The organism is Desulfovibrio litoralis DSM 11393, assembly GCF_900143255.1.
Taxonomy (GTDB): domain Bacteria; phylum Desulfobacterota; class Desulfovibrionia; order Desulfovibrionales; family Desulfovibrionaceae; genus Frigididesulfovibrio_A; species Frigididesulfovibrio_A litoralis.
The window spans coordinates 308082-320953 of the sequence record NZ_FRDI01000003.1; the positions used below are offsets into that span (position 1 = coordinate 308082).

The 12872-nt window shown below is 37.3% G+C and carries 17 protein-coding genes; 9 read left to right on the forward strand and 8 right to left on the reverse strand.

Going from position 1 to position 12872, the window contains the following annotated elements; genetic code table 11:
- Window positions 1–26: 26 nt before the first annotated feature.
- The 7 genes from gltA to BT999_RS03835 all read right to left on the reverse strand — a co-directional run bounded on the left by gltA (window position 27) and on the right by BT999_RS03835 (window position 6301).
- Window positions 27–1466 (reverse strand): NADPH-dependent glutamate synthase, encoded by a 1440-nt coding sequence (gene gltA, locus BT999_RS03805; protein WP_072696444.1) that lies wholly within the window; start codon window positions 1464–1466, stop codon window positions 27–29.
- Entirely contained in the window at window positions 1459–2301 is an 843-nt protein-coding gene (locus BT999_RS03810) for a sulfide/dihydroorotate dehydrogenase-like FAD/NAD-binding protein (protein WP_072696445.1), read from the reverse strand. The genes gltA and BT999_RS03810 overlap by 8 nt, the downstream gene beginning before the upstream one ends.
- Before the next feature lie 250 nt (window positions 2302–2551).
- Entirely contained in the window at window positions 2552–3463 is a 912-nt protein-coding gene (locus BT999_RS03815) for a ComF family protein (protein WP_072696446.1), read from the reverse strand.
- Entirely contained in the window at window positions 3463–4197 is a 735-nt protein-coding gene (locus tag BT999_RS03820) for a flavodoxin family protein (RefSeq protein WP_072696447.1), read from the reverse strand. The genes BT999_RS03815 and BT999_RS03820 overlap by 1 nt, the downstream gene beginning before the upstream one ends.
- Window positions 4198–4237: 40 nt before the next feature.
- Window positions 4238–5110, reverse strand: a complete 873-nt coding sequence (gene amrB, locus BT999_RS03825) for an AmmeMemoRadiSam system protein B (RefSeq protein WP_072696448.1) — start codon at window positions 5108–5110, stop codon at window positions 4238–4240.
- Window positions 5111–5172: 62 nt separating this feature from the next.
- Window positions 5173–5949, reverse strand: coding sequence for a cobamide remodeling phosphodiesterase CbiR (cbiR, locus tag BT999_RS03830; protein ID WP_072696449.1), 777 nt, complete (start codon window positions 5947–5949; stop codon window positions 5173–5175).
- Between the two features lie 22 nt (window positions 5950–5971).
- Entirely contained in the window at window positions 5972–6301 is a 330-nt protein-coding gene (locus BT999_RS03835) for a dual-action ribosomal maturation protein DarP (RefSeq protein WP_072696450.1), read from the reverse strand.
- Window positions 6302–6860: 559 nt separating this feature from the next.
- On the opposite strand from BT999_RS03835, the gene BT999_RS03840 reads away from it, so the two are divergent.
- From BT999_RS03840 to dmpI, 9 genes are all read left to right on the forward strand, one after another.
- The gene (locus BT999_RS03840; protein ID WP_072696451.1) at window positions 6861–7172 is read left to right on the forward strand and encodes a helix-turn-helix domain-containing protein; all 312 of its coding nucleotides are present in this window, start codon (window positions 6861–6863) and stop codon (window positions 7170–7172) included.
- 24 nt (window positions 7173–7196) lie between these two features.
- On the forward strand, window positions 7197–7490 hold the full coding sequence (locus BT999_RS03845; RefSeq protein ID WP_072696452.1) for a hypothetical protein: 294 nt from the start codon (window positions 7197–7199) through the stop codon (window positions 7488–7490).
- A gap of 295 nt (window positions 7491–7785) precedes the next feature.
- The gene (locus BT999_RS03850) at window positions 7786–8148 is read left to right on the forward strand and encodes a hypothetical protein (protein ID WP_072696453.1); all 363 of its coding nucleotides are present in this window, start codon (window positions 7786–7788) and stop codon (window positions 8146–8148) included.
- Window positions 8149–8238: 90 nt separating this feature from the next.
- Window positions 8239–8541, forward strand: a complete 303-nt coding sequence (locus tag BT999_RS03855; protein ID WP_072696454.1) for an isoamylase early set domain-containing protein — start codon at window positions 8239–8241, stop codon at window positions 8539–8541.
- Between the two features lie 72 nt (window positions 8542–8613).
- Window positions 8614–9174 (forward strand): DciA family protein, encoded by a 561-nt coding sequence (locus BT999_RS03860; protein WP_072696455.1) that lies wholly within the window; start codon window positions 8614–8616, stop codon window positions 9172–9174.
- A 107-nt stretch (window positions 9175–9281) separates the two neighbouring features.
- Complete coding sequence (gene hypD, locus BT999_RS03865; RefSeq protein WP_072696456.1) at window positions 9282–10370, forward strand: hydrogenase formation protein HypD; 1089 nt, start codon at window positions 9282–9284, stop codon at window positions 10368–10370.
- A 17-nt stretch (window positions 10371–10387) separates the two neighbouring features.
- Entirely contained in the window at window positions 10388–11455 is a 1068-nt protein-coding gene (gene hypE / locus BT999_RS03870) for a hydrogenase expression/formation protein HypE (protein WP_072696457.1), read from the forward strand.
- Window positions 11456–11468: 13 nt separating this feature from the next.
- The gene (locus BT999_RS03875) at window positions 11469–11909 is read left to right on the forward strand and encodes a GNAT family N-acetyltransferase (RefSeq protein WP_072696458.1); all 441 of its coding nucleotides are present in this window, start codon (window positions 11469–11471) and stop codon (window positions 11907–11909) included.
- A 202-nt stretch (window positions 11910–12111) separates the two neighbouring features.
- Window positions 12112–12327: a 4-oxalocrotonate tautomerase DmpI gene (gene dmpI / locus BT999_RS03880; RefSeq protein ID WP_072696459.1), complete on the forward strand. Its 216-nt coding sequence runs from the start codon at window positions 12112–12114 to the stop codon at window positions 12325–12327.
- A gap of 165 nt (window positions 12328–12492) precedes the next feature.
- Here dmpI and yecR read toward each other — a convergent pair whose 3' ends face one another.
- Entirely contained in the window at window positions 12493–12750 is a 258-nt protein-coding gene (yecR, locus tag BT999_RS03885; RefSeq protein ID WP_072696460.1) for a YecR family lipoprotein, read from the reverse strand.
- Between the last annotated feature and the right edge of the window lie 122 nt (window positions 12751–12872).

Genomic DNA, 12872 nt, shown 5'->3' on the forward strand with positions numbered 1-12872 from the left:
ATTCAAGTAAAAAACTCAAAAAAGCTTTATAATGCTTCTTTTCCGATCAAGCGCGTAGCAATTTCTCTTGCTGCCAAGCGTCCCGCTCCCATAGCCAAGATAACCGTCGCCGCACCCGTAACGATATCACCACCGGCAAACACGTTAGGGATTGAGGTTTCGTTAGTTTCCGGATTTACTTCAATATATCCGCGTTTATTGAGCTTTAAGTCATGAGTCGCTTCAAGTAAAATCGGATTAGGACGAGTTCCAACAGCAATAATCGCTAAATCAGTTTTCAAAGTAAAAGTCTCACCCTCAACAGGCACGGGAGAACGTCTACCCGAAGCATCAGGCTCACCGAGTTGCATTTTTTGTATTTCAACCGCCGCAAGCCTATGGTTTTCATCTCCAATAAACTTTATCGGAGCTGATAAAAGCTTTAACTCTATACCCTCTTCAATGGCGTGTTCTAACTCTTCATGTCTGGCAGGAATTTCTTTTTCCGTTCTGCGATAAACGATATAAACGTTTTCGGCACCAAGACGTTTAGCGGTTCTGGCGGCGTCCATAGCTACGTTTCCCGCCCCGTAAACAGTTACGTTTTTACCGCGTAAAGTTGGCGTATCATAAAGCGGAAACTCATAAGCACGTCCAAGGTTAACCCTTGTCAAATATTCATTGGCTGAAAAAACGCCACTCAAGTTTTCACCGGGAATATTTAAAAAGCCGGGTAAACCTGCACCAACACCGATATAAACAGCTTTATAGCCTTGTTTAAATAAATCTTCGATATCAAAAGAACGCCCGCCAACATAGTTGGTTACAAAATCAACACCAAGGGCTTTTAATGCCGAAACTTCAGGGCCAACAACCTTTTCTTTAGGCAAACGAAACTCAGGAATTCCATAAACTAAAACTCCTCCTGTTTCATGTAAGGCTTCAAAAACCGTAACTTTTATTCCACGACTGGCTAAAAAACCGGCAACGGTCAAACTTGAAGGACCACTTCCGATACAAGCAACCTTTAAATTTTCGTCGGTTAACCTACAAGCATTACTGGCATCAACCAATTCACAGGCATTTTCTCCACGAATCGCCATATCACCGACAAAACGCTCTAACCGCCCGATAGCAACAGGTTCTTTTTTGGCGTTTAAAATACAAGAACCTTCACATTGGTTTTCCTGAGGGCAAACACGCCCGCAAATAGCCGGTAAACTATTGGTACTTTTTATAATTTTATAAGCTTGGGCAAAGTTTCCTTTGGCAAGTTCAGCAATAAATTGCGGAATAGGAACTTCAACGGGACAACCTTTTACACAACCGGCTTTTTTACACTGTAAACAACGTTTAGCTTCGTATAGTGCTTCTTCAACTGTGTATCCGAGTGCCACTTCATCAAAATTTTTTACTCTTTGAGCCGCCGGCTGACAAGGCATTTCAGCTCGTGGCAACACAGCTTTTTTAGGTTTTGCATCAGCCATTGTTACACCTACACTTATATTCTTCAAAAGAAAGGGTTTCTTGTTCTTTAAAAGCTCCAAGCCTCTGTCTTAACTGATTAAAGTCAACTAAATGACCATCAAATTCAGGTCCGTCAACACAAGCAAATTTGGTTTTTCCGTCAACTTCAACACGGCACGCACCGCACATACCAATTCCGTCAACCATAATTGGGTTCAAACTAACTGTTGTTTTTACGTCAAAAGGACGAGTGCAATCAGCCACAGCTTGCATCATCGGAACAGGACCGATAGCAACGACTTCGGCTACGTTTTTGTCTTGTTCCAGTCTAGCTTTTAAAATATCCGTAACCAAACCTTGAACGCCCATACTGCCGTCATTTGTGCAAACTAACACTTCGGGACAAAAAGCAGACAATTCGTCATAAAAAAGCAATAGGTCTTTGCTTCTTGCACCAATAATGGCAACAACGTGGTTTCCGGCGGCATGATGCCCTTTGGCGATATGGTGCATGGCGGCAATACCCGTTCCACCACCGACACAAACGACAGTTCCACATTTTTCAATATGGGTTGGTTTTCCTAAAGGGCCACAAACGTCCATGATTGAATCACCTTCATTCAAGGAGTACAGTAACGCACTGCTTTTACCCATTATTAAAAATACCAAAACAATAGTGCCGTTTTCCTGGTCAACATCGGCAATAGTAAGAGGAAAACGCTCACCGTTTTCAGAAACTCTTAAAATAACAAAGTTTCCCGGTTTTGCTTTTGAAGCCACATGGGGTGCTTCTATAACCATCTTACAGGTTTGACCTTCTATAAGTATGGTTTTTTGTTTTATCAGGTAGGGCATAAAAACTCCTTCTTACGGGCGGCGCAAAAATGCTTTGCCACAATTTTAAACGAATACCTAATCAGTTATATATTTCAACTTATAACTTCTTAATTAAAATTGTCATATCTTTTATAATGACTCTATCAGAGAATAATAATGTTTTTTCAATGTAGCATTTTATTCAAACGATTGAAAGTATTTGAGGCTCGTTTTTTTATTTTTTTTATAACCAACCAACTAAATTAAACAATAAGATAAGTGCAAAGATTTACGGCTTAACCGAAAGCATTGAAGTTTTTGCAACCACAGCGATATCGACAGCTTTTACCCCCGCTTCCAACAAAGCCTTTGCAGAATGTTCCAACGTCGTTCCGGTTGTAAAAATATCATCAACCAACAAAACAGTTAAGCCTTGAAAATTATTGATAAACTTCTTAGAAGTCAAAGTCCCTGCCTGAATTGAACCCACAAGGTTAAGCCTGCGTTGTTTTTGGCTTAAGCCTGCTTGCGGGGTGGTAAAAACAATACGCTTTAAAGCCTTTTGTTCAACAGGAAGCTTAAAAAGTTTGCCAAGTTGTTTGGCAAGCTCTAAAGATTGATTAAAACCACGCTTTTGCAATCTTTTTGGGTGAAGAGGAACTGCGGTGATAAAGTCCCAATCAAATTTTTTATCGCCAAATTTATGTTGATGTTTTATTAAAACAGCTTCCGCCAACAACAACCCAACAAGATGTAACGCACTTAAATTATTTGAAAACTTTGCTGACAACAATAAGTTTCTAAGGGTTTTTGTATATTCACCATAACAATAAATATCTCGCCAACAAGTATTTTTTGTTATGCAATACAAACACTTATATTCTTCACCATCTGAAAACATCGCATGTTCATTATTAAAAAAAGGCAAAAAACAACTAGCACAGTTCTTTTTTGCATCATACTTTTCAGGTTTAATATTTTTTTCAGTCAAACACCAATCGCTACCATTCAGTTCATATTCAAAAAAATCATGAAAACAAGGTAGCAAGCTTCGACACAAATCACATAACGCCAAATCAAAAGCAACACCCTTCAAGAAAAAATGCTGTACTTTTGAAGGTTCACCGCAACAAAGACAACGCCGTTCCCCCAAACCCACAGCACTTAAACATTGCAGAACAAACCGTTTACTCAACAACATTACAAAAGCGTTTCAAGAGAAAATTGTTCTGCCCCAAACTCCGCATACTGTTTAATATTCGCCAAAGCCTCGGGGTTATTTTTTAAAGCATTTTTCGCGTCTAACCCCTTTAACAACAAAGGAGTTTGCAACTCAAAGTTAAATATATCCAAAAAATATTTTAAGCTAACTAAAGCCCCTTCAAACAAACGCAACCCTTGAGGGCGAGCGGCGATTAAAATTAAATATGCCAAACGCTTGGGCGGTAAAGTCGCAAATCTTTCATGCCCTTGCAATTTACGATTCCACCAATATTGACTGCGATCAATCAAAGATTTAAACAAAGCGGGAACATGATAAAAATATATTGGCGAACAAATCAACAAAGCCGGAACAGAAAAAAGCTTATCAAATAAAAAATTGGCGTTGTCTTCGCTATCGGCTAAATAATTAGCTCTATTTTCAAACGCTAAAATATTTTTTTCAGACTCAAGGGTTTCAACAGGTTTTGACCGATCCAAAATACAAGGCAAATTATTTTTTTGATCACAACGACCACAAGAAACACAAGCTTTAACAGGAAAAGAACGCAACGCCAAAAAGTCCATGTGCTTCTGTTTTTGATTAAAAAACTGCATGAAATATTCAGCGGCAAAATCTGAATTTCCCAATTTTCTTGGACTAACAGAAATGCCTAAAGCTAAATTTGTTAAAGCATTATTTTGCAAAGATACGGCTGATATGGAAGAATTCATTTTCTTTTCCTAGTCGCAATATTACAGACAAACTTTAAGACTACTGCACAATAATTCCGGCATAACCGACAACGCTGTCCATAGTTGCACCAAAACTGCTTCCTGTTTCGCCCGAGTTTGTATAAGCCACCTTATACGCTTTAGACGCTCCAAGTTCCAGAGCGGCAAAAAGACCAAGCACGGCAGGGGCAACTCCGCACATACTTATTTTTTCACGATTTACCACATCAAACAAGCCCTTAGGATCGAGAGACAAAACTTCGTTTAATGCCAAACTATCAAGGCGACTGGCTTCTTTGGCGGAAACATAATGGCTCATATCAGAGCTTACAATCAAGGAAACAGGGGAAGAGTGTTGAGCATTATACTTTTTAATAAGTTTTCCAAGACCTTGCCCGGCTTTTTTTAAGGTTTCAAAATCAACACTCGCCACACAAATAGGAACAATATGAGGGGGAATGCAAATGCCTTTATCTTGAATACACAATTTTTCTTGAATAAAAGGCAAGGTTACTTCTAAAGAATGTTCTCCCAAATGAGCCTCAGTATCAGCAACAAAACCCAGCTTTGCATCAATAATGGCTTTAGCCAAAGAAGAATTAACGGGAACCGCCCCTAAAGGGCTAAGCCATTCTCCGCCGGGCCAAACCGATAAAGCCTCACCTCGTCCGGTATGGTTTGGTCCGAGTAAAATACAATTTTTTTCTAAATGTGCCGTACCCAAAGTTGCTCCGGCGACAACTCCGGAAAACAGATAACCGGCGTGAGGAATTATCGTCATCAAGCTTGGTTTTTCAGGAATAACAACACCACTTTTAACTTCTAAAAATCTTTTTACAACCCCGCCTAATTCTTGAGCATTATCAGGATAAAAACGTCCGCTGACTATAGGTTTGCGAGATAAATTTTGCATTTTGTTGCCTCCCTTTTAAATCACCAATAAAGAACCCTTGAAAAACTAGATTTTACATTTTTTTAATCAAAATACTTATTTAATCTGTTAACCGAATTTATATATTTCTTCCAGTTAAAAATTTCAGGCTGTAATCTAGTACCTTGAGCTAATTTTTTTAAAAGTGGCTTAAAAAAAGCCAACTCGTTTTTCCATTTTACATCATTAACGGAAGGTAATTCCAAATGCCGTGAAGCATGAATATTTTTATCAATTACCGAAATATGCACTTGCCTGACCCTGTTCGTCAAATGTTTTTCTGTTGTGATAAGCCTTATTAATTCTGTTTGATTATACGCAACGGCGTGTCCAAGATCAAAACAAATACCCAAATCAAATTCACAAATCAAATCGAACAGTTCAATAAGATCATTTTCTTCAGTGTTTTCAATCCAAAGTTCAGGTTTTATAAAAACACTAAAATCTAAGTTTTGCCATAATTGTAAGAAACAACGAAGCTCACTTACTCCGCCTTCACCTTTAAACGGGTGTAAAACACAAGCTTTTGGACGTAAAAAAGAGATTTTTTTTAACAACTCCAAACAATTTTCAAAAGCCATTTCAGCTTTATCAGGCAAATCAAAAGGCAAATGCACCTGCCACGAAAGAGGCAAGAGGGCTAAGCTTTGTGGAATATCTTTTTCTGTATACGCCAAAGACGAGTTCAATTCAAAAAAGCACAAAGATACTTCATCAACTTTATCGGCTAAAAACATTGAATTTTCAACTATACCACCGGGAATTACCCAAGACGGAGCCACTAAAACAAATTTTTCCCTAAACCCTTCAACGCTGTTCAAATCAAAATCCTAAATTAAAAACTTAATCTTTAGCTATAAGTTCAGATATTTGAAGCATTTTATCCAAATCACAAAGGCGCATCATCTTACCAATATATTGCATATGCCTGCGTTTTGCCTCGTGAGTTTTAAGAGCACCAAGCTCAAGAAGGGCATTATAAACGTCCAAATCCAACAATTCAAGAGCAACAAGCTCTTTGAGCCTTGCCCTGCCCTGCCCTGTTTTGGTTAGAGCAACGAGTCTTTCGCCAAGCTCTTGGATCGCTGTACTTTCTCGTTTTTTTTGAGAACGGCTTTTTTCTAAAATTTCATCTTCTGGTTTTGGAAGTTTTGGAGCTGGTTTTTTACGCATTTTTTACTCTTTGTTATATTTTGTTATTTTTTTAATCTAAAACTTTGTTTAGGCGAAGTCCAGTTTTTCAAAATAAAAATAATTTTTTAATTTATTCTATACAATTTAATGGGTTAGAAAAAGAACAAAAAAAACGCACTCTTACCCTTCTCTGCTTTTTGTTAATCAAAGTTGATTTAAGTTTATTTGAGTTGATTGTGGTTGAGGTGGTTATACCTAAAAGATATATATTGACACAAAGTAAATTTTAATCAATATTAAACAGGTAAAAGTTATAATATCGAAGTATTATTAATGATAAAAACCTTATCGATATCTCGGTATATTAAAGACGCTGATTACACTTTTAAACAATATACAACATGCTAAATGTTTTTTATACTATTTTAAAGATATATTGTTGACATTAAGTCGTGTTTAATGGTAGTGGTCAACATATCAACTATAGATTACTTTATTTTAGCTTAAAAGTTAGAAAAAAAATAAAGATTTTTTAGATTTTTTTTAGCAAAAAGCTAAAATTAGTATTGCTTTTTGTTAATATTCAGGTCAATAAAGAATGAAGAAGACAACCTATACCCTCAGCGAAGCTGCAACTTTATTAAGTTGCCATAAAGAGACCCTAAGAAGAGCAATAAAAGAAGGCTCTTTAAGGGCGGCTCGCTTAGGTAGAGGCTGGCGAATTTCTAAAGTTGATCTTACAGCATTTTGGAATGAACAAGGCGGAGGCGAACTTTTCCCCAAAGAAGAGTCTAATTCTGAATCAAACCAAGATAAAAAAGATATGCTTGATTCGGTCAAAAACAAAGAAAAACAAAACAAAGCCGCAAAGGCAAACGAGCCTATGCAGTTGACTCTTCCAACCAGTTAACAACCCCCAAACAGGTAGCGTAAAATGAAACAGGTTTCCTTAAAAAACGAGTTCGGAGAAGAAGTCTGTTTTTGTGGAAGAATGATTTCAGAAAACGCACACTATGATGATGTTAGCGGTGTTCTTACCCGGAATTGCCTCTACGAAAAAGAAAATGGTGAATACGTTTACTTTATAGTAAGCGGTTCAGGAGAAGAAAAAAAGTCTCGTGTTTATACAATGCGTCGTGAAGGGGATAGTTTCATAATAAACAATGGTAGTTTAGAAATGTCCATAGATGACGACGTGTTATTGCAAAATGTATTATGCCAGCGATAAAACATTAATAAAAACAAATTTCAACAAAAATATTAGAGAATACTCTTTAATAATAATTCAAGCAGGTGGGGAAGAAAGGTTTCTAAAATCGACTTCACTACTTTATTGAAACGAACAAGGCGGAGGCGAACTTTTCCCTCAAAAGAAGAGTCAACCATGAATCAAGAACAAAGAAGAAAAATGTTCTTAATTCAGAGAAAAACAAAGACAAACAAAACAAAGTTGCAAAGGCAAATGCGCCTATGCAGTTGACCCTGCTGACAAGTTAACGGCAGGCAAAAACAGGAAGAGTAAAATGGAGCAGATTTCCTTAAAGAACGAGTTCGGAGATGAAGTCCGTTTTCGCGGCAGAATGTTTTCAGAAAGCTCGTACTATGAGGATGTTAGCGGTGTTCTCACCCGTCATTGCCTCTACAAAGAAGAAAGTGGCCAATACGTTTATTCAATAGTAAGCGGTTCTGCGGCACAAAAAAGTTATCGTGTGTACAAAATGCGTATCGAAGGTGAAAACTGTATAATCAACAATGGTGCATTAGAAATGAACGTTAGCATTGATTTGTTGCTTTCGTCTGTTTTTAACCTTTGTGGCATTGATAACCAAGACGCTCTTGATTTACGCGAAACTTTAGTAGAATCTTTAAACACAGCCTCTTGTTAAGTTGCCTTTTATTTGTTTATCGTATATAAAAAAGTATATATACCTTAAACACTCAAACTATAGCCTTATTTTTGGCTATAAGGAGGACTCATGCCCATTATTAAAACTTATAACAAAGTTGGCGATAAGTGTAGAGTTCGTTTTAAACTGTTTAAAGACGACATTAAAAATGCAAAAGAAGTTGCGTTGGCGGCTAGCTTTACCGATTGGGAGTTAAACCCCATGAAAATACTTAAAGATGGTTCGGCAAGCATTGAATTTTCATTACCTTGTGGAGAAAAGCATTGTTATAGATATGTTTTAAACTCCTCGGAATGGATCAATGACCCCGAAGCCGACGAGTATACAGCTTCCGGTTTTGAAGGTGTTCAAAATTCCGTAGTGGCGTTATAACCTTATTAAAAGTTGAAATATCAAAATTTATCTCTTTAAATAGAATAATAAAAATCTATTTTTGAGCAAAAAATGCCACAAAAAAACTTTACATCAACAAACCTTAGTTATTCCAATGCTAATAATGTTGTAAAAAACCCAAAAAGCTTGCGTAATCGTAAGCTTTTGTCGTTTTCAGACGGCATAAACAGGTTTACAAAACGCAAAAAAGGTACTGAGTCGATGCGGCTAACTCGCCTTTGGCTGGCATGGTCAGAAGTTTTGGGCGAAGATTTAGCCGAACTGGTTAAACCTCTCGGAAATAAAGACAGAACTCTGGTGCTTGCCGTTGAAGATAGTATAATGATGCAAGAGGCTCATTATCAGCTCCAAACGATCATGCGACTGGTTAATGAATATCTCTGGGATATCATGGGCGAAAATTTTTTTGTAAAAGCCCAACTGACCCTGCCCAAAGGCAAACAAGGCTTAGACAGCTATAAAGGAATAGAACAACCTGTTGTCTATGAATATATCGTACCCGAACCACCGGGGCTTGATACGGTAGAAGAAAAACTAAATCCCAATTCCCCTGTTATGAGCTGTTTTAAAGCCTATTATAATTATTTTAAAACCAGAGAAACAAAAAAATAAAAACTCCCTCATAAACCACCAATATTTAAACATGACAAGCGAGCAAAACTGTTTTATACAAAACAAGTAAAACAAAACCATAACTTAAAGACAAAAAAGAGACTATCATGTTTAATCAAGAAGCTTTTCATAACCCCGAGCTTTGTGCAAAATTATTAGATAAACTTGAAGCCAATTTAAAACAACCGCTTACTTTTATGGAAGTTTGCGGAACTCATACCATGTCTATTTTCCAAAGTGGGTTAAAAGGTATTTTACCTAAAGATATTACTCATTTATCTGGTCCAGGCTGCCCAGTTTGCGTTACTCACGATAGCGAAGTAATGGCTTTTTTAGATATAGCCTCTCAAGATAAAGTAATAGTAGCCACTTTTGGCGACCTTATGCGTGTTCCCAGTCCTGACGGGCGTTCATTAAAAACCGCACAAGCAAATGGTGCAAAAATTTCTGTTTTATATTCACCTTTTGATGCACTTGAATTAGCACAAAAAAAACCTGACCATTTAATTGTTTTTTTGAGTGTTGGCTTTGAAACAACCACTCCCCTCATAGCGGCGACAATCCAAAGTGCCGAAGCTTTAAAGCTTAACAACTTTGCCGTATTTTGTGCCAATAAACTCGTTCCACCCGTACTTTCCGCATTGCTTAGCGATAAAGAAGCTCCAAAGCTAGACGCCCTACTCCTTCCCGGGCATGTTTCCACAGTGATTGGTGTAAAACCCTATGAATTTCTCATTACTGATTTTAAAATGCCTTCTGTCATTGGCGGATTTGAACCTGCGGATATTCTCGAATCTCTTATTTATATGAGCGAGATGCAAAACACAGGAAAGCCAAAACTCATTAACCAATACACACGCCTTGTGGCAGAAAACGGAAACCCCAAAGCCTGTGCTGTTATGAATGAAGTTTTTGAAGTGTGCGATGGTTTATTTAGGGGCATTGGCAGTATCCCCGAAGCGGGCATGCGTTTAAGAGAAAAATATGCACGCTTTGATGCGTTAAAGCGTTTAGGTTTAACGCTAAAACCTACTAAACCCCTCGCAGGTTGTAGCTGTGGCGAAATTTTAAAAGGTAAAATGCAACCCAATAAATGCCCTTTATTTGGAAAAATCTGTACCCCCGCCAACCCTGTCGGACCTTGTATGGTCTCTAGCGAAGGCAGTTGTGCGGCCTACTATAAATATAATGTATAATAATTTAAGGATTTACCATGTCTAAAGACTCTAAAACTAAATTTATCGGTAACTTATTATTAGATTATGGCAGTGGCGGACAAGCTTCGCATCGTTTGATTAATGATTTATTCTTACATTATTTTGACAATCCGATTTTAAGACAAATGAACGACGCCGCTGAACTACACTTATCAGGACACTTAGCGATAAGTACCGATTCTTATACCGTTACTCCTTTAGAATTTAAAGGCGGGAATATCGGCTCTTTGGCCGTCCACGGAACAGTGAATGATGTCGCTATGTTAGGGTCTAAAGTCCGTTATTTATCCACAGCTTTTATTTTAGAAGAAGGCTTGGATATGCAACTGCTTGAACGCATAGTTAAAAGCATGGCGGAAGCAGCCAAAGAAGCCGAAGTTCTGATTGTTACCGGCGATACTAAAGTTGTTCCTAAGGGGGCGGTTGATAAAATTTTTATTAATACCACAGGCTTAGGAGAAATCATCTCGAATAATCCCCCTTCAGGCTCTAAAGCTCAGGCGGGCGATGTGGTCTTAATTTCAGGCACTATGGGCGATCATGGCTTAACCATTATGGCGGCCAGAGAAAACCTGCCTCTTGGTGCGGCTTTAAAAAGCGATTCTGCTCCGCTAAACTTAATTATCGAAGAATTAATCCAAAACATTCCAGAAATACACGTTTTAAGAGACCCAACAAGAGGTGGTTTAGCGACAACTTTAAATGAAATTACCATGCAATCAAGCGTAGTTTGTAAAATTGAAGAAAGTCTAATCCCTGTATTAAATGATGTTAAACAAGGCTGTTCTATTTTAGGGCTAGACCCTCTTTACCTTGCGAATGAAGGAAAATTAATCTGTATTTTACCAAAACAGTACCAAGACAAAGCTCTAGAAATTATGCACAAACATAAAGCGAGTCAAAACGCCTGTTATATTGGTGAAATCTTTGCACCAGGTAATATTGAATTAAAAAGACAACGCACCCTAAACGCAAAAGCCGGACAAGTGCTTTTAGAAACTCCACTCGGTGGAACAAGGCTACTTTCCATGCTTGAAGGTGAACAATTGCCACGCATTTGTTAAAGGAGATTGTTATATGAAAATAGAGAAAGCAAATCTTTCAGATGTTGAAGAGTTAAGCAGCCTATATTATCAATTGACGAAGAAATATCCAGAACATAATAAAATGAAACCAATATTTGATTTAATATCAAAGGATAAAAATTATTATCTCCTTGTTGCACTAAATCAAGAGAACAAGGCAGTTGGTACGGCTATGGGGGTTATATGTTACGATTTGATTGATTTATGTGCCCCTTTTATGCTCATTGAAAACGTAGTTGTTTCAGAAAGTTATCGAGGTCAAGGTATTGGAAAAATGTTGATGCTAGAACTTGAAGCCATTGCATATTCAAACAAGTGTGCACTCATTATACTAGTTTCTGGAAATGCAAGGAAAGAAGCACATACATTTTATGAAAACTTAGGATATCCAATGGTTAAAGGATTTAAAAAGAAGTTAACTTATGATGAATAATAAATCATAGTATAAAAATTGCAAACCAACAGGTAAAAAAGACAACGCACCCTAAACGCAAAAGCCGGGCAAGTGCTTTTAGAAACTCCACTCGGTGGAACAAGACTACTTTCCATGCTTGAAGGTGAACAATTGCCACGCATTTGTTAAAAATTATATTTAAAATAAAATTTTAGTTCGTAAATATTTGGAGTGAGTACAAATGCCATATATAACAATAGAAAGTGGCTCGTTAACGAAAGAGCAAAAAAGTAAGCTGATTGAAGAAATAACACAAGTTGCGTCAAAAATTACACAGATTCCAAGCGAATTTTTCTTTGTTACGATTAAAGAATTGCCCGATGAAAACATTGGAATCAACGGCAAAACTATTGATAAAACTAAGCAAGAATATCAACAGAATCAAATCAAAAAATAAGTAGTTATATTGACAAATTGTTTTCAGCAAATTGCCACGCATTTGAGACTATTGCACAATAGGCTCAAAGTGGATTTCGTCAGAGAGAGACTCCAAAAACCACGAATAAGGAAAATTAAATTTTCCTGTAAAATAAGTGGGTTTTGTGACTTAAGCCGTTTTATGCTATGTGCATACAGAGCATAAAGCGATGACAAAAGTACGCAAATCTGCTCCTGTATAGCCCCATGATTGACAACGCTGAGTTGCTACCGCAAGAGCCTGTGCTTCATCAACTACTGGCTGTTCAAATCCACCGTAACTATAAGATAAACGCACTGTCGCATCAGCACGGCTACCACCAGTAGCAGCCCAATCTTTTTTAACTGCACAACTGGAAAGCATTAGCATGAATACAGGTAATAAACATAGTATTTTTTTCATAAATTATAACCCTTTAAATTAAATTTTATCTACACAGAACTCTTGTTTTATTGAAATTATATCAAGATAAGTACACTAAAAATAATATATTTCAAGTTAAAAGAACAGATGTTTTATAAAAC